Source organism: Streptomyces sp. NPDC020362, from assembly GCF_040642095.1.
Classification (GTDB): Bacteria; Actinomycetota; Actinomycetes; order Streptomycetales; family Streptomycetaceae; genus Streptomyces.
Genome location: NZ_JBFAET010000125.1, coordinates 1 through 26,639 on the forward strand (window position 1 = coordinate 1; position 26,639 = coordinate 26,639).

Annotated in this window: 22 protein-coding genes, 2 tRNA genes and 1 pseudogene; 6 read left to right on the forward strand and 19 right to left on the reverse strand. The window is 70.1% G+C overall.

The window, feature by feature from the left end:
* Window positions 1-105 precede the first annotated feature (105 nt).
* The 3 genes from AB0H32_RS32410 to AB0H32_RS32420 form a co-directional block, all read right to left on the reverse strand.
* Complete coding sequence (locus tag AB0H32_RS32410; protein WP_361127954.1) at window positions 106-1,899, reverse strand: DEAD/DEAH box helicase; 1,794 nt, start codon at window positions 1,897-1,899, stop codon at window positions 106-108.
* A gap of 173 nt (window positions 1,900-2,072) precedes the next feature.
* Entirely contained in the window at window positions 2,073-2,252 is a 180-nt protein-coding gene (locus AB0H32_RS32415; RefSeq protein ID WP_361127957.1) for a hypothetical protein, read from the reverse strand.
* A 10-nt stretch (window positions 2,253-2,262) separates the two neighbouring features.
* Window positions 2,263-3,687, reverse strand: coding sequence for an MFS transporter (locus AB0H32_RS32420; protein WP_361127960.1), 1,425 nt, complete (start codon window positions 3,685-3,687; stop codon window positions 2,263-2,265).
* A 174-nt stretch (window positions 3,688-3,861) separates the two neighbouring features.
* Between AB0H32_RS32420 and AB0H32_RS32425 the strand changes: the two genes are divergently transcribed.
* Both AB0H32_RS32425 and AB0H32_RS32430 read left to right on the forward strand, forming a co-directional pair.
* A tRNA-OTHER gene (locus AB0H32_RS32425) sits at window positions 3,862-3,959 on the forward strand.
* Between the two features lie 20 nt (window positions 3,960-3,979).
* Window positions 3,980-4,051, forward strand: a tRNA-Cys gene (locus tag AB0H32_RS32430).
* 94 nt (window positions 4,052-4,145) lie between these two features.
* On the opposite strand, the gene AB0H32_RS32435 is transcribed toward AB0H32_RS32430, so the two are convergent.
* Window positions 4,146-4,376, reverse strand: a complete 231-nt coding sequence (locus AB0H32_RS32435) for a hypothetical protein (protein ID WP_361127963.1) — start codon at window positions 4,374-4,376, stop codon at window positions 4,146-4,148.
* Between the two features lie 400 nt (window positions 4,377-4,776).
* A pseudogene (locus AB0H32_RS32440) lies at window positions 4,777-5,084 on the reverse strand (site-specific integrase); the annotation flags it as partial.
* Between the two features lie 479 nt (window positions 5,085-5,563).
* Here AB0H32_RS32440 and AB0H32_RS32445 point away from each other — a divergent pair.
* Window positions 5,564-6,868 (forward strand): hypothetical protein, encoded by a 1,305-nt coding sequence (locus AB0H32_RS32445; RefSeq protein WP_361127966.1) that lies wholly within the window; start codon window positions 5,564-5,566, stop codon window positions 6,866-6,868.
* 787 nt (window positions 6,869-7,655) lie between these two features.
* On the opposite strand, the gene AB0H32_RS32450 is transcribed toward AB0H32_RS32445, so the two are convergent.
* Entirely contained in the window at window positions 7,656-8,174 is a 519-nt protein-coding gene (locus AB0H32_RS32450; RefSeq protein WP_361127969.1) for a MarR family transcriptional regulator, read from the reverse strand.
* Between the two features lie 94 nt (window positions 8,175-8,268).
* Between AB0H32_RS32450 and AB0H32_RS32455 the strand changes: the two genes are divergently transcribed.
* Window positions 8,269-9,573 (forward strand): MFS transporter, encoded by a 1,305-nt coding sequence (locus AB0H32_RS32455; protein ID WP_361127971.1) that lies wholly within the window; start codon window positions 8,269-8,271, stop codon window positions 9,571-9,573.
* Between the two features lie 365 nt (window positions 9,574-9,938).
* On the opposite strand, the gene AB0H32_RS32460 is transcribed toward AB0H32_RS32455, so the two are convergent.
* Both AB0H32_RS32460 and AB0H32_RS32465 read right to left on the reverse strand, forming a co-directional pair.
* On the reverse strand, window positions 9,939-10,631 hold the full coding sequence (locus AB0H32_RS32460) for a DUF6193 family natural product biosynthesis protein (RefSeq protein WP_361127974.1): 693 nt from the start codon (window positions 10,629-10,631) through the stop codon (window positions 9,939-9,941).
* A 323-nt stretch (window positions 10,632-10,954) separates the two neighbouring features.
* Complete coding sequence (locus AB0H32_RS32465) at window positions 10,955-11,362, reverse strand: hypothetical protein (RefSeq protein WP_361127977.1); 408 nt, start codon at window positions 11,360-11,362, stop codon at window positions 10,955-10,957.
* A 243-nt stretch (window positions 11,363-11,605) separates the two neighbouring features.
* Between AB0H32_RS32465 and AB0H32_RS32470 the strand changes: the two genes are divergently transcribed.
* Window positions 11,606-12,091, forward strand: a complete 486-nt coding sequence (locus AB0H32_RS32470; RefSeq protein WP_361127980.1) for an AbfB domain-containing protein — start codon at window positions 11,606-11,608, stop codon at window positions 12,089-12,091.
* Between the two features lie 9 nt (window positions 12,092-12,100).
* On the opposite strand, the gene AB0H32_RS32475 is transcribed toward AB0H32_RS32470, so the two are convergent.
* The 11 genes from AB0H32_RS32475 to AB0H32_RS32525 form a co-directional block, all read right to left on the reverse strand.
* Window positions 12,101-13,261, reverse strand: a complete 1,161-nt coding sequence (locus AB0H32_RS32475; protein ID WP_361127983.1) for an SUKH-4 family immunity protein — start codon at window positions 13,259-13,261, stop codon at window positions 12,101-12,103.
* Window positions 13,262-13,604: 343 nt separating this feature from the next.
* Complete coding sequence (locus AB0H32_RS32480; protein WP_361127986.1) at window positions 13,605-13,730, reverse strand: hypothetical protein; 126 nt, start codon at window positions 13,728-13,730, stop codon at window positions 13,605-13,607.
* Window positions 13,727-16,036 (reverse strand): molybdopterin cofactor-binding domain-containing protein, encoded by a 2,310-nt coding sequence (locus AB0H32_RS32485; RefSeq protein ID WP_361127989.1) that lies wholly within the window; start codon window positions 16,034-16,036, stop codon window positions 13,727-13,729. The genes AB0H32_RS32480 and AB0H32_RS32485 overlap by 4 nt, the downstream gene beginning before the upstream one ends.
* Complete coding sequence (locus tag AB0H32_RS32490) at window positions 16,033-17,739, reverse strand: 2Fe-2S iron-sulfur cluster-binding protein (protein ID WP_361127992.1); 1,707 nt, start codon at window positions 17,737-17,739, stop codon at window positions 16,033-16,035. The genes AB0H32_RS32485 and AB0H32_RS32490 overlap by 4 nt, the downstream gene beginning before the upstream one ends.
* Window positions 17,736-18,629 carry an FAD binding domain-containing protein gene (locus AB0H32_RS32495; protein WP_361127995.1) on the reverse strand — a complete coding sequence of 298 codons (894 nt, stop codon included), beginning with the start codon at window positions 18,627-18,629 and terminating at the stop codon, window positions 17,736-17,738. Before AB0H32_RS32495 ends, AB0H32_RS32490 begins: the two co-directional genes overlap by 4 nt.
* Before the next feature lie 374 nt (window positions 18,630-19,003).
* Window positions 19,004-20,692, reverse strand: coding sequence for a beta-N-acetylhexosaminidase (locus AB0H32_RS32500; protein ID WP_361127998.1), 1,689 nt, complete (start codon window positions 20,690-20,692; stop codon window positions 19,004-19,006).
* Between the two features lie 4 nt (window positions 20,693-20,696).
* Window positions 20,697-21,542, reverse strand: a complete 846-nt coding sequence (locus AB0H32_RS32505; protein ID WP_361128001.1) for a carbohydrate ABC transporter permease — start codon at window positions 21,540-21,542, stop codon at window positions 20,697-20,699.
* On the reverse strand, window positions 21,539-22,483 hold the full coding sequence (locus AB0H32_RS32510; RefSeq protein ID WP_361128004.1) for a sugar ABC transporter permease: 945 nt from the start codon (window positions 22,481-22,483) through the stop codon (window positions 21,539-21,541). The genes AB0H32_RS32505 and AB0H32_RS32510 overlap by 4 nt, the downstream gene beginning before the upstream one ends.
* Before the next feature lie 8 nt (window positions 22,484-22,491).
* Entirely contained in the window at window positions 22,492-23,784 is a 1,293-nt protein-coding gene (locus tag AB0H32_RS32515; RefSeq protein ID WP_361128006.1) for an extracellular solute-binding protein, read from the reverse strand.
* 200 nt (window positions 23,785-23,984) lie between these two features.
* Entirely contained in the window at window positions 23,985-24,272 is a 288-nt protein-coding gene (locus tag AB0H32_RS32520; RefSeq protein WP_053665779.1) for a DUF3039 domain-containing protein, read from the reverse strand.
* Window positions 24,273-24,301: 29 nt separating this feature from the next.
* The gene (locus tag AB0H32_RS32525; protein ID WP_071372285.1) at window positions 24,302-24,874 is read right to left on the reverse strand and encodes a YqgE/AlgH family protein; all 573 of its coding nucleotides are present in this window, start codon (window positions 24,872-24,874) and stop codon (window positions 24,302-24,304) included.
* 334 nt (window positions 24,875-25,208) lie between these two features.
* Here AB0H32_RS32525 and murA point away from each other — a divergent pair, with 334 nt between their 5' ends.
* On the forward strand, window positions 25,209-26,549 hold the full coding sequence (gene murA, locus AB0H32_RS32530; RefSeq protein WP_361128009.1) for a UDP-N-acetylglucosamine 1-carboxyvinyltransferase: 1,341 nt from the start codon (window positions 25,209-25,211) through the stop codon (window positions 26,547-26,549).
* Window positions 26,550-26,639 lie beyond the last annotated feature (90 nt).

Sequence of the window (26,639 nt, forward strand, 5' to 3'; positions counted from 1 at the left end):
GCGCGTGCACATAACGGGGTCCGGGGCGGAGCCCCGTGGGGGCGGCCTTGTGTCCGACCGAGTCGGGTGGGCGGGTGGGAAAGGATGGGCCGAACCAGCGGAGCGTCACCGCATCCGCGTCGCCCACTCCTGCACCTTGGCGATCCGCTGCCGCAACTGCCCCGCCGTCGCCTCGGCGCTCGGCGGCCCCCCGCACACCCGCCGCAGCTCGGTGTGGATCACCCCGTGCGGCTTGCCGCTCTGGTGGACGTACGCGCTGACCATGGTGTTGAGCTGCTTGCGCAGCTCCATCATCTCCTTGTGGCTGACCACCGGCCGGCGCTCGGCGGGCAGCTCCAGCAGGTCGGCCTCGGCGTCCGGCTTCTTGCGGCTGTGCGCGATCTGCCGGGCCTGCCGCTTCTGCAGCAGCATCTGCACCTGGTCCGGCTCCAGCAGCCCCGGAATCCCGAGGTAGTCCTGCTCCTCCTCGCTCCCGGGGTGGGCCTGCATGCCGAACTCGGCGCCGTCGTAGAGGACCCGGTCGAAGACGGCGTCGGACTCCAGCGCCTCGAACGGCAGCATGTCCTGCTCGCCGGTGTCCTCGTCCTGCTCCTTGTTCGCCTCCTCCATCTCCTTCTCGGATTCGGCGTACGGGTCCTCCTCGCCCTCCTTCTTCGGCTTGTCGAGGGCGTGGTCCCGCTCCTTCTCCATCTCGTTGGCGAAGGTCAGCAGGTCGGGCACGGTCGGCAGGAACACGGACGCGGTCTCGCCGCGCCGCCGGGACCGTACGAAACGCCCGACGGCCTGCGCGAAGAACAGCGGGGTGGAGATGGTGGTGGCGTACACGCCCACCGCGAGCCGCGGCACGTCGACGCCCTCGGACACCATCCGCACCGCGACCATCCAGCGGTCCTCGCTCCCGCTGAACTCGTCGATCCTCTTCGAGGCGCCGGCGTCGTCGGACAGGACCAGGGTGGCCCGGGTGCCGGTGATCTCGCGGATGAGCTTGGCGTAGGCGCGGGCGGAGTCCTGGTCGGAGGCGATGACGAGCGCTCCGGCGTCCGGGATGCCCTTCCTGACCTCGGTCAGCCGCTGGTCGGCGGCGCGCAGCACGCTCGGCATCCACTCGCCGCGCGGGTCGAGGGCGGTGCGCCAGGCCTGGCTGATCGCGTCCTTGGTCATCGGCTCGCCGAGCCGGGCGGCGATCTCGTCGCCCGCCTTGGTGCGCCAGCGCATGTTGCCGCTGTAGCTGAGGAAGATCACCGGCCGGACTACGTGGTCGGCGAGCGCGTTGCCGTACCCGTACGTGTAATCGGCGGAGGAGCGCCGGATCCCGTCCGTCCCCTCCTCGTACGTGACGAAGGGGATGGGGTTGGTGTCGGACCGGAACGGCGTACCGGTCAGCGCGAGCCGCCGGGTCGCGGGCTCGAACGCCTCCAGGCACGCCTCGCCCCAGGACTTGGAGTCGCCGGCGTGGTGGATCTCGTCGAGGATGACCAGGGTCTTGCGCTGCTCGACGCGGTTGCGGTGCAGCATCGGACGCACGCCGACACCCGCGTAGGTGACCGCGACCCCGTCGTACTCCCTGCCGAGCGGGCCGGCGCTGTACTCGGGGTCGAGCTTGATCCCCACTCGGGCCGCGGCCTCCGCCCACTGCTTCTTCAGGTGCTCGGTCGGCGCGACCACGGTGACCTGCTGCACGACGTGGTGGTGCAGCAGCCAGGAGGCGAGGGTCAGCGCGAAGGTCGTCTTGCCGGCGCCGGGCGTGGCGACCGCGAGGAAGTCACGCGGCTGCTCCTGGATGTACTTCTCCATCGCCCCCTGCTGCCAGGCACGCAGCTTGCTGGCGGTACCCCAGGGCGCTCGGCCCGGGAAGGCGGGGGAAAGGTGGTGGGAGGAGGAAGCGGCGGTGGTAGTCACGGTCTCCGTGGTCAAGGGGTCGATTCCAAGGTGCCGCGCGTGGCCCGTCGGTCGGGGTGGTGATGGGTGACGGGCGGGCGGCTCGGCTACGTATGACAACCGGGCCACCCTACCGGCGCCCCACCCCCGTCAACGCCCGGACGAGGCCGGGTCCCCCGCGGGTGGGACCCACGTCACAACTGCCGCAGCGGCGCCGCGCTCGCCGCACCACCGCTCGGCTTTCCGGAGGCCACACCGATGACCAGGCCGTATGCGGCGTCCTGGCCGACGGAGGCTCCGGCGCCCTGGCCGACGCCGACCGCGCTCGCCGTTCCCTGACTCGCCGTCCCCTGTCTCCCCGCTCCCGCGCTCACCGCTCCCTGCTCACCGATCCCTGAGGCGCCTGGTCACCCACGCCCCGGTCAGCGCCACCCCCGCCATGGGAAGGAAGACGGCCGCGAAGGCCGCGTGATGAGTGCCGTCGGTGCTCGCCGCCGTGCTGCCGCCGCCCAGAGCGGCGAAGGCGGCGCCGGTCACGGCGAGGAGGACGACGTTGGAGAGGGCGTCGGAGATCTGCAGGGCGGCGGAGTTGGCGCCGGCCTCCTCCGGGGCCGACAACTGGAGCAGGAGCACACTGGCGGAGGAGATCACCAGCCCCATGCCGAAGCAGCCGAAGGCCCAGGCGACAGCGACGATCCAGACGGGCACGGAGTGGACGAGCACACTGGGTGCGGTGGTGATCGCGGCGGCGACCAGCACCATCCCCACCGTCATCAGCCGCTCCCGGTACGGCTCCACGCGCGGCCGCGACTGCACCCAGGAGCCCAGCGCCCAGGTCGCCCCGCCCGCGGCGAGCGAGAACCCGGCCAGCGTGGGCGACAGCCCCCGCTGGGTCACCAGCATCAACGGCACGAACGATTCGGCGGCGATGAAGGACCCGGCGGCCAGCCCGCGCAGCAGCACGACGGAGGGCAGCCCGCGCGCGGCACGGTAGGTGCCGCGCGGCAGCAGCCCGCGGACGGCGGGCACGAGCAGGGCGGCACCGGCGAGGCCGGGCAGGAGCGAGAGCCACCGCAGGTCCTGGGCGGCGTACTGGAGGAGGCCCGCGCCGAGGGAGACGGCGAGCGCGAGCCGGATGCGGCGCCGCTCGAAGGAGGCGGAGGCATCGGTGCCCGCCACGGGCCCTGCCGTCCGCTGCCGTATCCGCGGCAGCGCGAGCGCCAGCGGGAGGACGACGAGGACAGGGATGCCGAGGAAGACCCACCGCCAGCCGAGGTGCTCCGTCACCGCTCCCGAGGCGAGCGGGCCGACGACGGACGGTACGACCCACCCGGCGGCGAAGGCCGCCATGATCGCGGGCCGCAGCCGTTCGGGGTAGGCGCGCCCGACGACGACGTACAGCGCGACGATGACCAGCCCGCCGCCGAAGCCCTGCACGGCCCGGCCCAGGATGAACACCCACATCAGCTGCGCCGACCCGGCCACGACCAGCCCGGCCGCGAAGGCCCCGATCCCTGTCGTCAGCGCCCCGAGCGGTCCCCTGCGGTCCGACCACTGCCCGGCGAGGACCATCCCGAACAGGCTGGTCGTGAAGTACCCGGAGAACGCGAACGCGTAGAGCGCCACCCCGTCCAGCTCCCGCGCCGCGACCGGCATCGCCGTCCCGACGGCGGTCGCCTCGAAGGCGATGAGCAGGACGACCGAGACGATCCCGACGCTGAGCGCCCGGTAGGGCCGGCTCAGCACACCGCCGTCTCTCGCGACGGCGTCGTCCACAACAGCGGCATCAGGGGATTCGAGGGCGACCATGGCTGCCAGAGTAAGTCGCACAACACGGTTTGACCCCTGTCGGTGGTCCCACCGCCTCTGCGACCTTGGTCGTACGCCCCGCGCTTCATGAACGGCGTATGGCAGTCCCGTTGCAGCGCCCCCGTTTCCCTTGAGCCCCTTCCCGGCCCCGCCGTACGGTCTTTCCACGAACACGGTCGTGTGCCCGCGTGGTTGAGGGGCTCGCCTGCGCTGCATCCATCAGCGAGCTCCGCTCGCGGGGAGTCACGTGGGTCCGAATCCCACCACGGCCGTGAAGAAGAGAAGTGACCATGGCCGTGTGCCCGAGTGGTTGAGGGGCTCGCCTGCAAAGCGAGTTACGTGGGTTCGAATCCCGCCACGGCCTCTGGTGCCTGAACAGGCAAAACAAAAGGGCGGCACCCATCGCGGGTGCCGCCCTTTTGGTCGTCCGTCTCGGTTCCCGTCTCAGTTGACGCCACTTAGGCGTCGCCGCCACCCGGCTGGTCCGGAGAATCGGTGGGCAGTCGACGCGGGGCTGTCTTCGGCACCTCGTCTTTGATGGTCATCCCCAGCATGGCGGTCCCGAACAACCCGACACCGAACATCGTCATGGCATCCGAGGGGTTGCCTGTCCACGCGTACGCACCGATACCGAAGATCAGTGCTACCACAAGGGCAATGGCGATGACCGCGAGGGTCCTGCTGCTCACTTCCGTTTCCTTCCATTTCTTCGCGGAAGGGGTGGGCCACGGAAGAGGCATACGCAGGGGCAGCTCTCAACCGAGCCACCCCATTGCTTCCATGGGTTGCTTCGGTTGAGACTGCCCGATGGTTGGCAGAACTCGTTCGACACCTTTCGGCAGCCTGTATGCGTACACAGAGACGCACTAGTCAAGTGGGGTAGCGCTGCCAACGCCCACTCGCGCCCGCCCTACTGACGGCAGCCATCGTCTGCCGGGGCGAGCCATGTCACTTTTCCAAATCAAGACTTCGGCCCCGAAGTCGGACGGGCCGATGCGAAGAGCGTACAACAACTCCCAGTAGGCGGGATGTCACTTACTGAGATCCCGCCGCGCATCGGCCGGGACCCTCCCGCGTCACCGCACCCGCTCAGCCTCCCTCGGCGCCTTCACCGTCCGTGTCGCCATCCGTTTGCCAGATCAGGCCGTCCACCTGCCTCGCGATGTCGGCCCGCACCGCGTCCACCATGTGCTGATAGCGGGCGGCCATGGCCGTGGTCGACCACCCCATAAGGCTCATGACTCCCAGCGCTTCCCCGCCGCTTCCCGCTCCGCTTCCTGCGCCTTGACGTGCGTCTGGAGCAGGGCAACGAGCTGTTCGGGAAGACCCACCGCGCGACGGCCGGCGCGCGACTTGGTCGTGGACAACTCCGGGTTGGTTCGTCGCCTCGGCGGGCAACCTCGCCCATCAGGCCACGTCGATCTGCGCCATGCCCGTGAGGAAGCCGCGTATCAGACGGCACCCCTCGGCCGCGGCAGACCCACACCTGGGCGTTGCCCGGGTCGTCTTCCTGGCGCGGCGATCCCTGGTTGGCACGGTCCTGGCCCAGCGGAACGATGAGCGGACCGAAGCCCGTTTGGCGGAACTGCCACGTCCAGAGGCATCCGGATGGCGATCCGATGGATCACCACGGACGATGGTGCTCAAGCCCCTGGCGTGCCGTTCTTCCGGGTCCGCTGCGGGGGATCGGGTGATCCATGACGCCGCCATGATGTACACGCCTCAGAAAGCCGACAGTCGTTCCTCTGGCGGCGCTTCACACGTGCAGCTTCCCTCCGTGACGCCGAAGGAGGCACTCAATAGGACCTGTTGGCGCAGGCCGGTGCCGACGGGACCGGAACATCTCGCATGGCCTGCGACTTCAGGAGGTGATCAGGTGAAGACTCCGCCCAGGTCGGGCGCCGGCTCGCGCCTGCGGGCCCGCCGGATATCGACGAGAAGCAAACGGTCACGGGCGGCTGCGGTATTGATCCTGCTGGTCCTCCTCCTGACGACACTGGTGCTGGGGCTGTTCGGCTTCGAAGACTTCACCAAGGCTCTGACTTTTCCAGGCCGCATCACCGGTGCAGTCCTCCTCCTGGTCGCGGCCACCACGCTGCTCGGCACTTTCATGGTTGCGGACCACTGGTTCTTCCACAGCTTCCGCTACTCGGGAACAGCCGCACTGATCAGCACGATCGCAGCGTTCTGCACCAACGGCATGCTCATGATCAAGACATCGGCTGAAGGCGATTCCACGTTCTACCCGGCACTGCTGGGCGTGCTCATGTTGGGTTCGGGCTTGGCTGTCGTCATGGTGTGGCGGACATCGATCGAAATCCCAGCTCCGAAGCGGGTGGCGGCGGCACTGATCATCTCCTCGCTCTTAGCGGCGGCCAATTTCGGCTACCAGAACCTCTATCAGCCGGCCCGACGCGGGGCCAGACCTATCATCACGTTGACCATGGGGGATCCTGTACTCAAAAAGGACCGCAAGGCATTCTCCGTACCGGTCAACATTAAGATCGAGAACCACAGCGATATGGCCTTCTACGTGCTCGGCGCCGAATTCCACGCCATGGGCGAACGGGTGACGGTGGGCTCGGAGGACCGGGTTCGTCAGCAGTGGCGTACTGACGCCAAGGAGTGGCAGAAATTTCAGGAGAAGAACCCGCTCTCACGCAGGGAGGCCCATCAGGCCGGCGAGTTGGTGGCGGCGCAACCCTGGATGCTCCCTGGATTCTGGATCGATACGAACGACGAGTTCTGCGCCCGAACGCTTGTACAGCTGCCCATCAACACGAAGTACGACCAAGTGGCGCTGTACGCCACCGCGAGCCTTGCACGCAAGGACCAACTCGGCTTGGACCACTTCAACTTCAATGGGTACTCCTGGGAAAACAAAACGATGCGAGTACCCCAATGGGTGAAGGCCAACAAGGAAAACGATTTCATCGCCTATCGCGCCAGGGTGCACGAGAACAATGCGATCGACGAGTACACGATGACCCCCCGCAATCTGGCTGTCTATTGGTCGTTCGGCACACATGGCGTAAGCGTGCTGGCAAGCATCACACGAAATGGCGAGGAAGAGCGCCAGAGCCCGGAGGAATCGCAAAAATTCGCAAGCCGCTACGGCCTCGTTGACGCCATGACGGGCCCAATCGAGCGGACTCTGTGGGACATCAAGAGCAAGCGATGACTGGCAATCGCTCCAGCCACAGGAGCGCGAGCGAGCTGTTCATCCCATCCCAGGCGTATGCGTCTCCGATGCCGAGCCGAGCTCACCACCCGGCACAGCATCTCGACGTCGAACATCTCCGCAATCGGCGGGTGCCGGGCAGAGCGGCAGAGCTCGATGAGTTCGTCGCCGTATGTCCGCAGGCCGCGGGCACAGAGCTCGTGGAAGGGGACCTTGACTGTTCGGCCGTGGATCGAAGACGAGGAGCGGCGGGAGGCCGAACGGCAGCGCGGTCTGGTCTGGTGGCTCGGCCACCGCAACCGGACTGGCTGACCGAACAGAGCCCCAGCCGGGACGTGCCACCGGTGTACGTGCACGTGCGGGACTGCTACATGGCGGGGGCAAGCGATCGAGGGGCGCGACGCGGGAGCAGCGCTGCGGGCACTCGCCGAACGCCGAACGGGTGGATCCGCGGCCGCACTGCCGTCCGGACGCAACACTCGGCCTCGTGGACTAGGCGCTGTGCGGGCGCCGCCCGTCTCGGTTTCCGTCTCATTCATCGCCGTACCCGGACGTCCGGAGCCGTTGACCACACTCCTGTGAGCACAGCTTCTGTACAGCTCTGAACGCTGATGAACGAGACCGAATCATGCCCTGACCAGCACGGACAAACCTGCAGAGCGAGTTACGCGGGTTCGGATCCCGCCACGGCCTCCAACGCCTTGACCAGGCAAAAGGAAGGGCGGCACCCTATGCGGGGTGCCGCCCTTTGGTCGTCCGTCGGCCGTCCGGGCGTTATGGCCGAGCGTCAGGAAGCGTCATCGTGTGCCTCTGCGGCCAGCGCGACGCGGCGCAGCATGTCGGACAGGGCATGGCGCTCGTCCCGCGAGAGGACGCCGAGAAGCCGGTATTCCTCGTGGCCGACCACGTCCATCGCGCTCAGCCAGGTCGTGCGGCCGGATTCGGTCAGCTCCACGTCGACGCGGCGCCGGTCGGTCTCCGACGGCTTACGGCGTACGAAGCCGCGGCGCTCCAGAGCGTCGAGGCGGCCTGTGATCGAGGCTGGAGCGAGGTCGAGATCGGTGGCGAGCTCGGACGGCGTCGCCCGGCCCGCGCGGGCGGCGAGCTTGTGCAGCGTGTCGAACTCGTGGCGCTCCAGGTCGTAGTTGGCCAGCGATCGCTCGCGGACCTTGCCCAGATACCAGGTGACCTTCTGCATGCGGGTCACCGCACCCTCGATGTCCGGGTCGAGGTCGGGCAGCACCGTCATCCAGCGGGTGACGTGCTCGTCCGTCCAGTCGCGCGCCCCGGACTCCCTGTGATTCATGGCTCCCAGCCTACGCCGCGGCGCTTCGGCACCAGATATTTCGGAGCCTTATATTTCGTTGACGAAAGTTTGGTACCGAAATACATTCGGCGGCATGTCACACCGACTGCTGCGCAACCGCGCCTTCCGGCTGCTCTTCCTGGGGCGGTCGCTGTCCCTTGTCGGCGACGCCGTCGTGCCCGCCGCACTGTCCCTCGCCGTCCTGCGGGCCACCGGCTCCACGTCCGCCCTTGCAATCGTCCTCGGCTGCGCGATGGTGCCGAGACTCCTGTTGCTGCCTCTCGGCGGTGTTGTCGGAGATCGGTTCAACGCTCGGACCGTGGCGCTCACCACCGATCTCGTACGCTGCGCCGCGCAGCTCTACGTCGGTCTCCAACTCCTGGGCGGAGCACCCGGGTTGTGGCAGATCGGGCTCGCGGAGGCGATCGGCGGGGCCGCCTCCGCATTCGCCATGCCGACGCTGCCGCGGCTGATCACCGGCTCGGTGCCCGGCGACGACCGGCAGGCCGCCAACTCGGCGCTCGGCGCCGTCAAGAGTGTCACCGGCCTCGGTGGACCGGCCCTGGCCGGCGCGCTGATTCTCACCGCGGGACCCGGTTGGGCGTTCGTCCTGGACGCCGTGTCCTTTGCGGTCAGCGCGGGGCTGGTCGCCGCGATCCGCATCGGCCATGTCCCGGCAGAGCACCGCTCGCTGCGTGTCGATCTCGTGGAGGGCTGGCAGGAGGTCCGCAACCGGGACTGGTACTGGACGAGCCTCCTCGCGCACGCCGTGTGGAACGGAGCCGCAGCCGTGCTGATGACGATCGGCCCCGCCCTGGCCGTACGGCAGTTGGGTGGCGAACGGACCTGGGTGGCGATCCTCCAGGCCGGAGCCGTGGGACTGCTGCTCGGCTCCCTGCTCGCCGGGCGCGCCCGCCCCCGCCGCCCCATCCTTGTGGCCAACCTCGGCCTGGCGACCTACGCGCTGCCGCTCGCCCTGTTCGCGGCCGGCACCCCTGCTGTCACCGTCATCGCCGCCTACGGCCTCGCCCTGGCGGGCCTCGGCTTCCTCAACCCCGTATGGGAGACCTCTGTCCAGGCCGCCATCCCGCCCGGCGTGCTGGCTCGCGTCACCTCGTACGACTGGCTGCTGTCCCTGGGCGCCATGCCCCTCGGTTACGTCCTCGCCCCGCTCGCGGCGAGCGCGTGGGGCCCGCAGGCGCCGCTCTGGGCCGCGGCGATCGCGGTCAGCCTGGCCTGCGCGGGAACCGCAGCCGTACCGGGCGTCCGCCGCTTCACCGTCACGGACAGCGTGACCAACGCAATCACGCCGACGACCGCGACCCGCGGCCGCTACGGGGACGAGCCCTCGACCGACCGGGCGCACACATCGACCGGACGCGACAGTGTGACCAGGTGACCGCCCGGACCCCTCATCAACGCTGATCCTGAGGCGCTCGCGAGCCACTCGGCACCGGAACAACAGCAGGGCCAACTGCTGTGCTCAACCGGCCGACTGAGGGGTTCTGACCGGTCTTCCGTGAAACCCGGCTATGTGCCGCCAGTAACGGCTGTGAACGCGCACGCCAGGGTGGTCGCACTGCGGACGCGTCCCGGCCGGCGCGCAGGCGGCGGGATCGACTGTCAAGGCTCCTTCAACCACCGTCAGCTGCCGCACAGCGAGCTTCAGCCCAGGGAAGAGCAACTCTTCGAACATTTCAGCCTGCATAGACAAGGCATCCCCAGACTGAACGATCCTGCATGCTCCGCCTGCGAGCCGGGAGCCTACGAATCCGGAACGGAAGCGAAACAGGCAGCGGCGACCTCGAGTGCCACACTCAGCGAGGACACCTCACGCCAGAACTCACCCGGATACATGGTCACTCGATAGCGGTCTTCCTCCAGAGGCCAGATCTTCACAAGGCCCGATTCCAAGTCGGATGGCGTCCGGCACAGCATCAGACTCCTGTGGCTGATGTCGGGCCAGAGCCCCCGCAGTTGAGGGTGTGCGTGGGCCGCCATGAGGAATGGTCGATCACGCAGGTGCCACTCGCTGGAAAGCAGCTCACGCCACTTCGCGGGAACAGGGTCACCGTCCTCGAACGCTTGCGCCAGCTCGCTCCAGCTCATGAAGGGAAAGCGGTCGTGCAGCTCCCGCAGACTGCCGCCCTGGTGCCACAGATTCGCGGCCCCCACGGCAGCGACAAGGTCGTTCGTCCACCCCTCCGAGGACGCGAAGCCACGGTGGCGGAGGATCCGTATGCAGAAGGAATCCTCCGCGCAAGGGGAAACAACGACCGTTCCCCGATCGGTGCTCACCTCGGCGCCGGCGTCCCATCCCGAGCGAGTCCGCACCTCGCCCAAGTCGAAACCTTGAGCCAGTGCGATGTGCTCGATGCGCCGCACCAGATCCGCAGGCGACGCTGGATCGGGATCGGCCGCACCCCGCATCTCCGCCTCTTGGTCACCTGTTGTCATGGCCGCCCCCATGATTGAGATGCCCCTTGCCTGGACACGATATGCCGCTCCGCATCGGCATCGCCCGGGTCCCCTGGCGGGCGTACTCGTCACGGAAGGCCGGCCAGGACCAACTGAGGCGCTCAGTCACACCTCCTGACCCAGGGAAGCGAGACGCCTTGAGCAGCTCGCCATCAGAAACGGAACACCAAGGCAGCTGCAGAGCGAGCTACCTGGGTTCGAATCCCGCCACGGCCTCTACCTGCCTGACCAGGCAGAACAACAAGGCGGTGCTCCGAGGGCGGGCGCCCCGACAGCCCGGCACCGTCCGGGACGGCCGGTCGCTAGCCTGCGGAGCAGAGGCCGCCGTCCGGGCAGAACATGACCCACGTGAAGTTGTAGCCCGTTCGCACGGTCGCGGGATTCGGCGTGGGGCCGTCATTGATGTAGGACCCCGAGCCGGGTGTGGCGGTGAAGGTGACCGTCGTGCCGACCTCGAAGCTCGCGGTGCAGGTGCCGGTCGGATCCGGCTGCGGGTCGTTGGACGCGTACGGATCCCACGCCGCCTGGTGGCAGTTGATCCCGGCCGGCTGGCTGGTGATGGTTCCCCCGCCCCAGCCGTCGCTGACCCACGCGGTCAGTTGAGCGGTGGACCGGGCCTGGACCGGGGCGACGGAGGCGATCGCGGCAGCCGTGGCGAGTGCGGTGACGACTCCCGTCGCGCGCCAGGCGCCGCTTCTGTTCCTGCGCATGGAAGGGCTCCTGTCGGATCGAACCACGTCGACCCCTGCGACCAGCCTATTCGCCGCCTCGGGGATCTGCTGCGGGAGCGGGTGCCCGGCCGGACCACAGGGCCACAGGGCCACACCGGAGCGTCACCCGTATGGCGTAACCCCTGTCGCCCGGCTCCCGGCGGGCCAGAAGAATTCATCGGGGAAACGGCCGGCGATTCTCTGTCCCAGCCGGCTGTCCCCGGAGTCAGGAAGGAGTGGACAGTGGGTAACTCACTCCAGTCGGTCAACTTCCCGGATCGCTTCATCCGGCACCAGAACTTCCTGGGGGAACTCACTCAGATCGTGAGCGAACTGGACCGGGAGGACGCCACGTTCGAAATCGTGCCGGGCCTGGCGGACTCCAATCTCATCTCGTTCCGCTCGTTCAACTTCCCCCTGCACTACCTGCGGCACCAGAATTTCCGTATCAAGCTCCACGAGGGGCCCAACGTCCCTCTCGGACCGCCTCCGCCCGAGACGCCGGAGATGCAGCTCATGCGCAAGGACGCAACGTTCGTCATGGTCCCGGGGCTCGCGGATCCCAGCGCGGTGTCGTTCCGCTCCGTCAACTTCCCCACGCGCTTCATCAGGCACAGGAACTTCGATCTCTTCCTCGAGGAGACCGACAACGGCAACGACGTCGACCGCAAGGACTCGACCTTCAGGCTTCTCGACGGACTGGAGCCGGAGCCGCCCGGGCCCCGTTGACAGGACGCTTCAGAGCACCCCGCCCGCTTCGTCCTGGAAAAGCTCCGTCCAGTAGTGCCAGTCGGTGTCCGGGTGCAGGGCGGTGGGGTCTATGGACGTCAGGGTCTGGATCATGGCCGCGGCCAGTTGGTCGTAGGCGGCCGTCGTCAGTTCGTTGCCCAGGTGTTCGTCGATGGTGCGCTCGTGGTGGAGGAGCCAGAGCGTGAAGGCGAGGGTGGAGACGTCCGTGTTGAGCGGGTAGAGCGTCGCCTCGGGCTCGCTGAAGGTGAGGACCGCGCCCGTTCTCCCGTCGACCACCAGACTGTTGTCCTCGACCAGGTAGCCGAGGCGGATCAGGTGGTCGGCGTGGGCGGGGAGGTCGTCCAGGGGGTAGTCGTCGGCTCGTTCACCGGTGAAGTACTCGGTGAGGGTGGGCAGCGGGACGTCGGTGTCGGTGTGGAAGAGGACCGCCTCCTCCGGCAGGCCCGTCTCGCGCAGGAAGCGGCGGGTCGGCTCGTGGGTGAGCGTGGCCGGGAAGTCGACCTCCTCGAAGCGGACCACCCGACCCTGGCCGAACTCCTGGTCCAGGAGGCGGGCGGGGACGTCCAGGGTGAGGCCGAGGGCCGTGCCCGGGCCGGCGATGAGGGCCAGCGGGCGGATCAGGGCCGCTGCCTTCCAGTAGGGCGGGACCGCGCCGTCCGTGCCCTCCTCGAAGAGCGTGAACAGGCGGCGGGAGGCCTCGGTCGCCGTCTTGGGGCCGTACTGGCCCGCCAGGGAGGAGAAACGGCCGCGCAGCCCTGCCAGTTCCTCGGTGACCGCCGAGAAGCGCAGGAGGGTGTCCAGGGAGGGGGCGAAGGGGCGGGGGGCGGACGGGTCGAGGAGGTAGGCCGTCGTGATCTCGCCGGTGTCGCCGTCGAGCAGGATCGACTCGCGCTCCATGCCTGCCGGGCCGAGGAGTTCGCCTATCACCAGGCGGCTGCGCAGTTCGTCCGCGAGGCGGAAGGGGCCGTCCGTGGCGTCGCCGAGGGTGCGCAGGCCGTGCGTGCGGAGCGGGGAGAAGGTCAACAGGGCGGAATCCGCGGGCAGTCCGGGGTCGGCGAGCAGGCCACGGGTCGGCGCGTGCGTGACGTAGCGGTCCAGCTCCGCCTCGGTCAGCGTGATCGCCGGAACTCCGGCCTCGGTCCTGCTCATCGCTCCCCCGCGATCTTCCTCGGTGCGTCGGTCCCTGGGCGGGGCATGCCTGGCCGGCCTCCGGCTTCCCGGCGGAAGCGGCCGTCCCCCCCACTGCCCAGAACACTACGCCGCCCCACTGACAACGCCCCTGGGTGAAGGACGCCGGTGGAGGCACTCCCGTTCCGCACAGGGGCCGGGTTCGTCCGTCAGGGCCCGTTCCTCCCTCAGGGGCGAGTCCTCGGCCAGGGCCGATTCCCCCGCCCGGGCCGATTCCTCGGCGGCGGCTCCCCCAGCGGCGGCTGCTCGGCGGCTGCTCCTCGGCGGTGGCTCCCCCAGTGGCGGTTCCCCCGGCGGCGGTTCCTCAGGTGAAGTAGATCCCGCCCAGGACCACGGCCAGGGCCGCCACGATGAACAGCAGGATCCACACGAACAACTTGCCCATGCTGGGCGGGGATTCGTAGCGAGGCTCCTCGGGGGGCGTGGTCAAGGGGCCGTCACCACCGCTGCCTGGGGGCGGATCGGGAGGCGGTTGACCGGGCGGCCCGTCGCCGCGCGGACGGCCGAGGCGATCGCCGCGGGGGACGTCACCACCGGAACCGCGCTGACCGACTTGGCGCCGAAGGGAGCGACCACGTCCCGTTCCTCGACCAGCTTCACGATCCGGATGTCCGGCGCGTCCAGCGCGGTCGGCAGGGCGTATCCGGTCAGGTCGGGGTGGCGGACCAGACCGCGGGGCGTACGCAGGTTCTCGGTGAGGGCGATGCCCACGCCCTGGGTGACGCCCGCCTCGATGCGCGCGGCCAGCTGCACCGGGTTCAGCACCCGGCCCACGTCCTGGGCGACCGCCAGTTCCACCACCCGGACCGAGCCGATCTCGATGTCCACGTCCACCACCGCGCGGATCGCGCAGAAGGCGAGGCCCACGAAGGCGTCGCCCTGGCCCTCGGCGTTCAGCGGCTCGGTGGGATGAGGGCGGCACTGGGCCGTGGCCCACAGCTCCTTGCCCTCCATCGCCTCGGTGACGGTCGTCGACAGCACGCCGTCGTACGAGGTGATCTTGCCGTCGGTGATCTGGAGCAGCTCGGTGGACATGCCGAACTTGTGCGCGAGGGGTTGCAGCAACTGGGTGCGGACCATCTTCGCCGCGCGCTCCACCGCACCGCCGGAGACCCAGGTGTGGCGGCCGCGGCAGCCGCCGCCGGCCGGCGGCTGATCGGTGTCGACCGGTGCCACGTGCACCTCGTCGATGCCGAGCGTCTCCTGGACGATCTGCCGGGCGAGGGTGGTGAACCCCTGCCCGGTCTCCACGGCCGCGCACAGCACGGTCGCCACGCCGTCGTGGACCTTCACGGTCGCCGTGGACACCTCGTCGGTGCCTTCCGTGCCGAGCATGTGCACCATGCCCAGGCCGTAGCCGACGCCCCGGCGCACCGCGCCCGGCTCGCCCGCGCCCTCGGGGCCGCCGGGCAGCAGCCAGTCCTCCTCCGGGGTGTCCTTGGGCAGGGCCGGGAGGGGGAAGTCGCGGACCGCCTGGAGCAGTTCGGCCACGGGTGCCGGGCAGGTCACGGTCTGGCCGATCGGGAGGACGTCGCCGGTCGCGAGCGCGTTGCGCAGGCGCAGTTCGGCCGGGTCCTGGCCGAGCTTCTTCGCGAGCTTGTCCATCTGCGCCTCGTAGGCGGCGCACACCTGCATGGCGCCCTCGCCGCGCACGTGGCCGGAGGGCGGGTTGTTGGTGCGCACGGCCCAGCCCTCGATGAAGGCGTTCGGGACGACGTACGGGCCGCACGCGAAGGAGACCGCGGCGGCCAGTGCCTCCGCGGAGGTGTCGGCGTACGCGCCCGCGTCCAGCAGGATCTGCGCCTCGACCTTCACCAGCCTGCCCTCGGCGTCGGCGTGGTGGCGGTAGCGCAGGAGGGTCGGGTGGCGGTGGACGTGGCCGAGGAAGGACTCCTCGCGGGTGGCCGTGAGCTTCACCGGGCAGCCGGTCTTCAGCGCGAGCAGGCCGAGCGGGAGCTGGAAGCCCTGGTCCTCGCGGTCGGCGGTGGCGCCCGGCACCCCGGTGACGACGATCTTCACCCGATCGGGGGACAGGCCGTAGCAGGCCGCGGCCGTGTTGCGGTCGGCGTGCGGGTCGGTGGAGGCCAGGTACAGCTCCACGCCGCCGTCGGGACGCGGCACCGCGAGGCCCGCCTCGGCGCCGATGGGGGCCGGGTCCTGGCGCCCTATGCGGTACAGGCCCTCGACGACGACCTCGCCGACCGCGTCCGGGTCGCCGTGGCGCAGCGGGATGTGCCGGATCAGGTTGCCGTCGGGGTGCAGGGGTTCGGCCTCGAAGGCCTGCTCGGGGTCCGTGACGGGATCGAGTACCTCGTACTCGACGCTGATCGCGGCGGCGGCCATCCGCGCGGTGTCCGGGTGGTCGGCGGCGACGGCCGCGATGGGCTCGCCGTGGTGCCGTACGACCTCGGAGGCGAACACCGGGCGGTCCGGCGTGCCCCGGCCGTGGCGGGGGGTGCCGGGCACGTCCTCGTGGGTGACGACGACCCGTACCCCGGGCATCTCGCGCGCGTGGGTGGTGTCGATGGACACGATGCGCGCGTGCGCGTGCGGGGAGCGCAGCACGGCCGCCCACAGCAGGCCCTCGGCCCACAGGTCGGCCGCGTACGGGAAGGTGCCCTCGGTCTTGGCACGGGCGTCGGCGTGCGGCAGGGGCGCGCCCAGACCGTGCGGCAACGGGTCTACGGCGGGGGCCGCTTCCGCGGCGGTGGTCGCGGTGGCCGTTTCGTTGCTCACGCCTGGCCTCCGTCCTGGCCGAAGTGCTGGTCGTGCGGTCCGGGTGTGCCGAAGGTGCCGGGGCTGTCGAAGACACCCGGTGTCTCGAACGCCGACGGGTTGACGCCGCCGGAGCCCGGGCCCGCCTGGTGCGGAATGCGCGCCTCGTCGCCGTCCGCCCCGTCGGTGGCGGTGTGCGTGTCGCGTTCGGCGACGACTTCCTTGACGGCCTCCAGGACGCCCCGGTAGCCGGAGCAGCGGCACAGGTTGCCGCACAGGGCCTGCCGGGTCTCCAGCTCGGTCGGCGCCGGGTTGCCCTCCAGCAGGTCGTGCACGGTCATCGCCATGCCCGGCACGCAGAAGCCGCACTGCACGGCACCGCACCGGGCGAGCGCGCGCTGCACGTCGGAGGGCTGCCCGTCGGCGGCCAGGCCCTCGACGGTGCGGACCTCGCTGCCGGCCGCGGTGACCGCCGGGACCAGGCAGGAGGCCACCAGGCGCCCGTCCACCTGGACGTTGCAGGCGCCGCACTCGCCCTGCGAGCAGCCGTCCTTGGCCCCGGCGAGGCCGAGCCGCTCCCGCAGGACGTACAGCAGGGACTCGCCGATCCAGGCGTCGGTGACGGGGCGGTCGGTGCCGTTGACGCGCAGGACGTAGGAGGCGAGGGGGTGGTCGTCGTTCGGGAGGGCGGGCGCGGCGGCCCGGGCGGGGTCCTCGGGGGCGTCCTGCTCCGGGGCCTCCGGGTCCGTCGGGCCGTCCGGCGTGTCGGGGGCCTGGGACGCCTCGGCCGGACCGCTGTCGGTTCCGGGCCTGCCCGGCGGGGCCGCCGTGTCGTGCGCCGCAGCCGGGCCGGTCGCGTCCGGTGCGTCGTCCGTGACCACCGTTCCCGCGGCCTCCGGCGCGGACTCGGGCTCGGTGATGCTGTCGTGGCCTGCCGGGCCGTCAGAGGGGCCTTCAGGGGCCCGTGCGGGGCTGTGACCGCTGGGGGCGGGTGCCGCGTACTCGTCCGCGCCGGGCGCGGAGCCGGCCTCGGGCCGGGGTGGCCGCCCGTCCGGGGTCGCGGTGAACGCCGCCTCGGGCGTGAACTCCTCGTCCACGGGCATGCCGGGCGCCGCGGAGGGGTCGGCCGGGTGCGTCCCGGCGGGCTCGCCCGGCTGGGGCGCCGCCTCCGGCTGCGCCCACGCGTGTCCCGCGCCGTCGGTCGCCCAGGGCGCGGGCGCGCCGCCGGGGAGGGTGGCCGGCGGTGTGCCGCCCCACTGCTCGACCAGCGAGGATGTGGTGAACTCGCCCGATTCGTCCGGAAGGTCGCCTCCGGCGACCGGGATGGACCACTGCCCGGTGACGTCGTGCCCGGGGGTGGAGGAGGCCGCCGCGGGCTCCTCGAAGGTCCATTGCTGGGTGGCGTCGGGGTTGTACGCGAACCGGTCGTCCGCCGCCCGCTCCTGGGGGGCGGCGTTCGGGTCGGGCCACTGGTGGCCGTCGGCGGGCACCGTCCAGGTGCCGGTGGCGGCCGGGTCGCCCGCCCCCGGAGTCGCCGCTATCCGCGGCGGCACATAGCCGTGGCCCGGTGCGGCCAGGGGGCTGTCACCGGACAGCAGGGCGTCGATGCCGCCCTCGGGGAGCTTGACGAACGCGGTGGCGCCGTCGTCGTAGTCGCCCTGGGGCAGCGGGTCCCAGCGGCCACCGCCCCGGGGCGCGCCCTCTCCGTGCTGGTCGTCGGTCACGACAGCGCCCTCCCCAGTGCTCGTCGGGCCAGCGCGGCGACGGTGCGCCGCAGGTGCAGTACCGCCGGCGGAAGCGGGGCCACGGAACCGTCCGGCTCCGGGGCCGGGTCGGGGATGCAGGCCGACGCGACGTACTCCCCGAAGGCGCTCAGGGCCTCCGGGACCAGCGCGCGGTCGTTGTCCCAGTCGATGAGTCCGGCGACCCACTGCTCGGCCTCCAGGGGCCTGAGCGGCATCGGCGCTATGGCGCCCACCGCGCAGCGCACCCCGCGCCGGGCCGGGTCGAGCACGAGCGCCACGGAGGCCATCGCGCGGCCCGGGCCGGTGCGTCCGGTCGCCTTCAGGAAGACCTGCGGGGCGTGCAGCAGCGGCACGCGCACGTAGCCGATGAGTTCGCCGCCGCGCAGCATCTCCACGCCGGCCAGCAGGTGCGACACCGGGATCTCCCGGTCGGCTCCGCCCGGGCCGGCGATGATCAGCGTCGCCTCCAGGGCGGCCAGCACCGGCAGCGCGTCCCCGGTGGGGGCGGCGGTGGCGATGTTGCCGCCCAGGGTGCCGGCGTTGCGGATGTGCGGCGGGCCCGCGGCGCGCGCGGCGGCGGCGAGCGCCGGGATCAGGGCCGCGAAGTCGGGGCGGCCCATGCGTGCGTGCGTGAGGCCCGCGCCGAGCAGGGCGTGGCCGTCCTGGTACTGCCAGCCGCGGATCTCGCTGATCCGCCCGAGACCCACCAGGGCGGCGGGCCTGAGCTGACCCGAGTTGACGGCGGCCATGAGGTCGGTGCCGCCGGCCACGGGGACCGCCGTGGGCATGGCGGTGAGGGCCGCCACGGCTTCGTCCAGCGTCGTGGGCAGCGTGACGGCCTGCGCCGCCTGCGGTGCGTGTGTGGTCAAACCGGCTGCCCCTTCCCGCTGCCCCACCTGGTCCCACCTGTGTGGCCGTACGGTACGTGCTCACAGGGCGGACGTGGCAACTCTGGCACATCTTCGCAAGGGCCGAACGCGGGGGTCCGCTAGGAGGCATTCGCCCACCTCATCAGCGAGATAGTCCGTTTTCGCACGTCATCGCCGCTACGCGCGAATTGCCACCCGACAGGGACCCTGTTGGGGTTTTTCCGCTATCTGTTCTACGGGTCTCCCCGGGCCTGTCCCGGATCTTGCCCGGGCCTGTCCCGGGTCCTGCCCTGGCCTGTCCCGGATCCTGCCCGCACCCGTACCGGGCCTTTCGCGCGTCTCTCCCGGGTCTCCCCCGGGCCTCCACCGGGTCTCTACCGGTTCGGGGGAGGCCCTTGGAGCGGGCGGCCGAGCACACCGGGGCGCTGCTGCCAGGGCCGGGGCCCGGCGGGTGGCCGATAGGCGACGCCGAGAGCGTCAAGTCGCCGGTAATGGTCGGCCATCCGGCGCTCGAAGCCCGCGAAGTCCCGTTCCTGCGGGGCGGGCAGCCTGCTCCAGGCGACCTCGGCGAAGGCGGCGAGCCTGGGGAAGGTCTGGTAGTCCACGCGTGCGACGTCCTCCATCGCCTCGGTCCATACGTTCGCCTGGGTGCCCAGGACGTGCCGGGCGTCCTCCTCGCCGAGTTGGGGCGGAACGGGCTCGAACCGGTAGACGTCCTCCAGGGTGCGCACGAAGCCGATCGGCACGGGCTCGTCCTCGCCCGCGGCCTGCCGGTGGTCCAGGTAGACGTACTGCTCCGGGCACATGACGACGTCGTGACCGGCCCGTGCGGCGGCGACACCGCCCCCGTAACCGCGCCAGGAGGAGACCGCGGCGCCCGGGGCGAGCCCGCCCTCCAGGATCTCGTCCCAGCCGATCAGGCGGCGCCCGCGCGCGGCGAGCCACCGGTCGAAGTGCCCGATGAACCAGGACTGCAGCTCGTCCTCGTCGGCGAGACCCAGCTCCGTGATGCGCGTCTTGGCGGCCACCGACTCGCTCCACTGGTCCTTGCGGCATTCGTCGCCGCCGAGGTGGACGAACGCCGAGAACTCGGCGGCGTCCGCCGGGAACAGCTCCAGGACTTCCTCCAGTACGCCCTCGTAGAAGCGCAGGGTGGTGTCAGTGGGGGCGAGTACGTTCGAAGAAATCCCCCAGGTGTCCCAGACGGTGAGGGCGGTGGTGTCGATGACGTCGGTGTTGCCGAGTTCCGGATACGCGGCGATGGCGGCCTGCGAGTGGCCCGGTACGTCGATTTCCGGGACGACGGTGATATGCCGCTCGGCGGCGTAGGCGACGATCTCCCGGATGTCGTCCTGGGTGTAGTAACCCCCGTGCGGCTTCTCCTCCCACAGCGGCGAGGCCCGGTGACCGAATTTCGTCCGCGCCCGCCAGGAGGCGACCTCGGTCAGCTGCGGGTGGCGCCGGATCTCGATCCGCCAGCCCTGGTCGTCCGTGAGGTGGAAGTGGAAGACGTTGAGTTTGTGCGCGGCCATCAGGTCCAGGTAGCGCAGAACGCCTTCCTTGGGCATGAAGTGCCGGGCGACGTCGAGCATGAGGCCGCGCCAGCGGAAACGGGGGGCGTCGTGGACGGTGACCGCGGGGAACTCCCACTCCGTCCGGCCGGTGACGGGGGCCCGCCGGAATGCCTCCGGCCCGAGAAGCTGACGGAAGGTCTGCGCGCCCCAGAACAGGCCGGCCTCGCTCGCGCCGTCGATGGCGATGAGATATCCGTCCGCGCACAGACGGTAGCCCTCGGGGCTGCCGAGTTCGGCAGCGAGCGAGGGGATGATCCGCAGCAGAATGCGGCTCCCGCTGTTGTGGTGGGGCCGCAGCGGGAGTCCGGTCGCGGCGCCGACGGTGGCGCGCAGCCACCGCGCGACCCGTTCGGTGCCCTCGTGGGCCTCGATCTCGGTGTCCGCGTCGATGACGTATCCGGTGCCGCCGCCGGGCAGCGAGGCCGAGACGCGGCCCGGCGCCGGGATCAGCGCCACGTCGGGTTCCGGGAAAAGGGGCTTGTCGCTCATGACCTCAGTCCTTTACCGCTCCGCCCAGCCCCGAGACCAGGCGCCGCTGTACGAGTACGAAGAAGACCAGCACCGGAATCGTCATCACCGTGGACGCGGCCATGACCCCGCCCCAGTCCGGCTCGTCCGGGTTGTAGAACACCAGCAGGGCCATCGGCAGGGTCGACTGTGAAGTGTCACTGATGATGAAGGACTTGGCGAACAGGAAGTCGTTCCAGGCCGAGATGAAGGAAAACACGCTCGTGGCGACCAGGCCGGGGAGGACGAGCGGGAAAAGGATCTGCCAGAGGAATCGTCCGCGGCTCGCCCCGTCCAGGTAGGCGGCCTCCTCCAGAGCCTCGGGCACCGCTTTCACGAACCCCCGCAGCATCCAGATCGCGAAGGGCAGCGAGAAGGCGATGTGGGGCAGGATCAGCGACCCGAGGGTGTTCAGCCGGCCGGCGTCCCGCATGAGGAAGAACAGGGGGATCGTGAGGGCTTCCACGGGCACCATCTGGGCGACCAGAAACATGATCAGCAAGGTGGTCCGAAAGCGGAAACGGAATCGCGTGACGGCGGTCGCGGCGAGAAACGCGATCACCGCGGAGACGGCCACGACGGTGCCCGCGACGATCAGGCTGTTGGCGAAGTAACGGCCGAATTCCTGCTGTCCGAAGACCCGCCGGAAGGAGTCCAGGGACGGCGAGAGCGTCCACGGCCGGGGCCGGTCGGACTCGATCTCGCCGGGCGGTTTGAAGGCGCTCAGCACCATCCAGTACAGCGGGAAGGCGACGGCGGCGGCGATCAGCAGGGCCGCGGCCTCTGCCGCCCATCGCCACGGCCGCTGCACACGTGTCCGAGGAAGATTCACAGCTCTTCCCCCTGACGGCGCAGCAACCGCAGGTACACCAGGGTCACGGCGAGCAGGATCAGCAGCGTCACCACGCCGATCGCCGAGCCGAGGCCGTACTGGGAGGACGCGAACGCCTGTTGGTAGGCATACACGTTCAGCACCAGGTTCTGCCCGGCGATGCCGCCGCCGTTCGTCATGACGTAGATCTGTGTGAAGACCTTGAAGTCCCAGATGACCGACTGGACGGTGACGACGGTGAGGATCGGCCGCAGCATCGGCGCGAGCACCGAGCGCCAGATCCGCCACTGCGAGGCACCGTCCAGGGCCGCGGCCTCCAGCACCTCGGACGGTACGGCGCGGATCCCCGCGTAGACCGTCACCATCACGAAGGGAAAGGAGCACCAGACCACTTCGAGCAGGACGAGGAGGAAGGCGCTGTAGCGCCCGTACGTCCACGAGTGGTCGCCCAGCCCCAGGATCCGGTTGACGGGACCGAAGTCCGGGTCGAACAGGAACAGCCACACCGTGGAGCCGGTGACGGCCGGGGTCGCCCAGGCGCCGAGCGCCGCCAGCATCAGCGCCAGCCGGGGGACGGCACGCACGCGCGTGAGCAGCACGGCGAGCGCACAGCCGACGGCGAGGGTGGAGACGACACAGGCCGCGGCGAACACCACGGTGGCCAGCAGCACCTGCCAGAACTGCCCGTCGGAGAACAGGTCCGTGTAGTTCCCGAACCCCCGGAAGGTGGCCGGCTCCCCACCGCTGACCTGAGCCTGGGTGTACCGGAAGAGGGAGATCAGCCCGAGCTGGTAGACGGGGTAGACGAGCAGCCCGCCGAGAACGAGGAGAGCGGGGGCGAGATAGAACCAGGGCGTCCACCCCCCGAAGGGGCGCGGGGAACTGCGCGACCAGCCACGAACAACCCGCACCCGCCAACGATCCAGAACACCCACCCCCATGGGCGCCCTCACCCGGCGGCGCCGAACACGGAGTTCATCTTCCCGGCCGCCGACTCCGCCGCCGCATCCACACTCTTCCTGCCGCTGATGACCTCCTGGAACATCGTCGGCAGCACGAGCGAGGAGTCGATCTGCGACCACGCGGGCGAGGCGGGGACGAACTCGGTGCCGGAGGCCAGCGTCCGTACGAACGGCTTCACGAAGGGCTGCCGCGCCGCCGCCCGGTCGCGCACGTCGGTGAAGGTCGGCAGAAAGCCCATCGCGTCGAACAGGGCGGACTGCGTCTTCTTGGAGGCGAGCCGCTCCATGAGGTCCACGGCGAGTGTGCGGTGGGCGGTGCTCTTCAGGACGCCGATGTTGTTGCCGCCCGCGAAGGCCGGGGCGATCGAGCCCGGGGCCACGCCCGGCAGCGGTACGACCGCGTACTTGCCCTTCACCTTGCCGGCCTCCACGGCCGCGTGGCTGAAGTCGCCGCCGATCGCCATTCCGGCCTTGCCCGCGGCGAACGCGGTCACGGTGTCGTTGCCGCCCATGCCCGCGCACTTGGCGGCGGGACAGTTGTCGGCGGAGAAGAGGGACGTGTAGGCCTTGATGCCCTTGCGGGCCGCGGCGCTGTCGAGGGCGGAGGCGTAGGAGCCGCCCTTGCCGGTGGCCAGTTCGCCGCCGTTGGCCCAGATGAACGGCAGGGCGCCGTAGGTGTAGGCGCCGCCCACGACCAGGCCGTACAGGTCGGGTTTCGCGGACCGGATCGCACGGGCCGTGGTGGCCAGCCCGGCCATGGACGTCGGCGGTTTCAGGCCGAGTTCCTTGAAGACGTCGGTGCGGTAGTAAAGGGCGCGGACGCCGACGTAGAAGGGCGCGCCGTAGACCTTTCCGTCCACGGTGACCGACTGCCGGGCCGTCGTGTCGGTGTTCTTCGATTCGCTCCAGGCGGAGAAGTCCTTGGTGACGTCGAGGAGTCCGCCGTCGTGGACGTAGCCCGCGGTGTCGGTGTTGCCGTACTCGATGACGTCGGGCGCGGAGGCCGGGTCGTTGAAGGCGGCCTTGACACGCTGGGCGCGGGTCTCGACCGGGATGTACTCGACGTCGACCTTGGTGTCCTCGTGGGCCTTCCGGAAGTCGGTGACGACCGCGTCGACGACCTTCTTCTTCGGCTCGTTGCCGACCTCCTGGAAGAGCCAGACCCTCAGGGTGCCGGTCTTCTCGTCCTTGTCGGAGGCGGAGTTGGAGGAGGACTGCGGGGCACAGGCGGTGGCGACGACGAGGGTGAGCAGTGCGGCGAGGGGGACGGACGGCTTCATGGAGCGTTCCTCCGGAGAGTTAGTGCGTTGCAACATATGCAATGACTGTTTCGCTCTGCACAACACCAGGAGGCTATGAACAACATGAACATGCCGACAAGAGGTCTCAACCACTCTGTGACCAGAAAGCACAAAGGCCCCCGGGACGCGCCTCGACGCGTCCCGGGGGCCTTGCGGTGTTCAGACGGGCGGGGACTCCCCTACTTCTTGTCGCCGCCCTTGCCCTTGTCGTCGCCGCCGCTGCCCATGGACTCGTAGATCTCCTTGCACATGGGACAGACGGGGTACTTCTTCGGGTCGCGGCCCGGCACCCACACCTTGCCGCAGAGCGCCACGACGGGGGTGCCGTCGAGGGCGCTCGCCATGATCTTGTCCTTCTGGACGTAGTGGGCGAAGCGCTCGTGGTCGCCGTCGCCGTGGGACACCTGTGGTGTCGGCTCTACGAGGGTGCCCGTACCAGTCCCGCGCTCGGGCTCAAGAGTGCTCATATCAGCAAGGGTACTGAAGTGCACTGGCATCAGTTGAGCGACGGGTCGTCCGGATACGTGGCCACCATCGCCAGTTCGTTGCGCTGGCGGCGCAGGACCTCCCGCCAGAGTCGCTCCGGGGCCGGGGAGGACACGTCACCCGGCTCGGACTCGACCACGTACCAGGCGCCCTCCACCAGCTCGTCCTCCAGCTGGCCGGGGCCCCAGCCGGCGTAACCGGCGAAGATTCTCAGGGAGCCGAGGGCCGAGGCGAGCAGTTCCGGCGGGGCCTCCAGGTCCACCAGGCCGATCGCGCCGTGGACCCGCCGCCAGCCGAGCGGGGCCCGGTCGCCGGCCGCACCGCCCGGGATGACCGCGACACCGAGCGCCGAGTCCAGCGAGACGGGGCCGCCCTGGAAGACCACACCGGGCTCACCGGCGAGATCGGCCCATCCCTCCAGAATGTCGCCCACGTCCACCGGGGTGGGGCGGTTGAGGACGACACCGAGCGAGCCCTCCTCGTCGTGGTCGAGAAGGAGCACCACCGCACGGTCGAAGTTCGGGTCCGCCAGGGCGGGCGTGGCCACGAGCAGCCGCCCTGTGAGCGAGGACACCTCGGTCATGCCAGACATGATCCCGCATCTTTCCCCGCAGTGGGGAGCCAATCGGGGTGTGGGAGTGAACGGAGCTTGAATCGGGTGGTGCGTCCCTGCAAGGGCCATGCCCGAGGGGGGAGACGCGAGACGGGCCGGCGGGCGGGGGCAGCCGCGGCGCGCACCCCTTTTCCAGTGACCCCATGTGCCCGATTGGGAACGGTTCGTGTTGTGACACAGCTATGACGCGGCTGGGTGGTGCTCGGGCCTACGGGAGCGGGGGCAACGGCGACTACGCTGTCCCTCCGGCCCCCGCGCTAAGTGATCGGCCGATCCCTGCCCGACTCATCGGAACGCGAGATTCATGACCGTCAACGACGATGTCCTGCTTGTCCACGGCGGAACCCCGCTGGAGGGCGAGATCCGTGTCCGCGGTGCGAAGAACCTCGTGCCGAAGGCCATGGTCGCCGCCCTGCTGGGCAGTGGGCCGAGCCGCCTGCGCAATGTTCCGGACATCCGTGACGTGCGTGTCGTGCGCGGCCTGCTCCAGCTGCACGGGGTGACGGTCCGTCCGGGTGAGGAGCCCGGCGAACTGGTGATGGACCCGACCCACGTGGAGAGCGCGAACGTCGCTGACATCGATGCCCACGCGGGTTCGAGCCGGATCCCGATCCTGTTCTGCGGTCCGCTGCTGCACCGGCTCGGCCACGCCTTCATCCCGGGCCTCGGCGGCTGCGACATCGGCGGCCGGCCCATCGACTTCCACTTCGACGTGCTGCGGCAGTTCGGCGCGACCATCGAGAAGCGCGCGGACGGGCAGTACCTGGAGGCGCCGCAGCGGCTGCGCGGCACGAAGATCCGGCTGCCGTACCCGTCGGTCGGCACGACCGAGCAGGTGCTGCTCACGGCCGTACTGGCCGAGGGCGTCACGGAGTTGTCCAACGCGGCCGTCGAGCCGGAGATCGAGGACCTGATCTGCGTACTGCAGAAGATGGGCGCGATCATCGCGATGGACACCGACCGCACGATCCGCATCACCGGTGTGGACAAGCTCGGCGGTTACACCCACCGCGCCCTGCCGGACCGTCTGGAGGCCGCGTCCTGGGCGTCCGCCGCCCTCGCGACCAGCGGCAACATCTACGTCCGCGGCGCCCAGCAGCGCTCGATGATGACGTTCCTGAACACCTACCGGAAGGTGGGCGGTGCCTTCGAGATCGACGACGAGGGCATCCGCTTCTGGCACCCGGGCGGCCAGCTGAAGTCCATCGCGCTGGAGACGGACGTGCACCCCGGCTTCCAGACCGACTGGCAGCAGCCGCTGGTGGTGGCCCTCACGCAGGCGACGGGCCTGTCCATCATCCACGAGACGGTCTACGAGTCCCGGCTCGGCTTCACCTCCGCGCTCAACCAGATGGGCGCACACATCCAGCTCTACCGCGAGTGCCTGGGCGGCTCCGACTGCCGGTTCGGCCAGCGCAACTTCCTGCACTCCGCGGTCGTCTCCGGCCCCACCAAGCTCCAGGGCGCCGACCTGGTCATCCCCGACCTGCGCGGCGGCTTCTCCTACCTGATCGCGGCCCTCGCCGCCGAGGGCACCTCCCGTGTCCACGGCATCGAGCTGATCAACCGCGGCTACGAGAACTTCATGGAGAAGCTCATGGAGCTGGGCGCGAAGGTGGAACTGCCGGGCAAGGCACTCGGCTAGGCGTCACGAACGCCGAAATGGGCGGCTCCCCCGGTGACAATGGTGCCGCCCAGTTTTGCCGTTTAAGACGGAGCGCGCCCCCCACAGGCG

Coding starts and splice junctions, on each gene's coding strand:
- AB0H32_RS32420 (WP_361127960.1), bottom strand. CDS start 3,687: ATGGTCGCCCTCGAATCCCCTGATGCCGCTGTTGTGGACGACGCCGTC.
- AB0H32_RS32475 (WP_361127983.1), bottom strand. CDS start 13,261: ATGAGCAGGACCGAGGCCGGAGTTCCGGCGATCACGCTGACCGAGGCG.
- AB0H32_RS32465 (WP_361127977.1), bottom strand. CDS start 11,362: ATGCGCAGGAACAGAAGCGGCGCCTGGCGCGCGACGGGAGTCGTCACC.
- AB0H32_RS32450 (WP_361127969.1), bottom strand. CDS start 8,174: ATGAATCACAGGGAGTCCGGGGCGCGCGACTGGACGGACGAGCACGTC.
- AB0H32_RS32460 (WP_361127974.1), bottom strand. CDS start 10,631: ATGACAACAGGTGACCAAGAGGCGGAGATGCGGGGTGCGGCCGATCCC.
- AB0H32_RS32520 (WP_053665779.1), bottom strand. CDS start 24,272: ATGAGCACTCTTGAGCCCGAGCGCGGGACTGGTACGGGCACCCTCGTA.
- murA (WP_361128009.1), top strand. CDS start 25,209: ATGACCGTCAACGACGATGTCCTGCTTGTCCACGGCGGAACCCCGCTG.
- AB0H32_RS32510 (WP_361128004.1), bottom strand. CDS start 22,483: ATGGGGGTGGGTGTTCTGGATCGTTGGCGGGTGCGGGTTGTTCGTGGC.
- AB0H32_RS32455 (WP_361127971.1), top strand. CDS start 8,269: ATGTCACACCGACTGCTGCGCAACCGCGCCTTCCGGCTGCTCTTCCTG.
- AB0H32_RS32525 (WP_071372285.1), bottom strand. CDS start 24,874: ATGACCGAGGTGTCCTCGCTCACAGGGCGGCTGCTCGTGGCCACGCCC.
- AB0H32_RS32500 (WP_361127998.1), bottom strand. CDS start 20,692: ATGAGCGACAAGCCCCTTTTCCCGGAACCCGACGTGGCGCTGATCCCG.
- AB0H32_RS32515 (WP_361128006.1), bottom strand. CDS start 23,784: ATGAAGCCGTCCGTCCCCCTCGCCGCACTGCTCACCCTCGTCGTCGCC.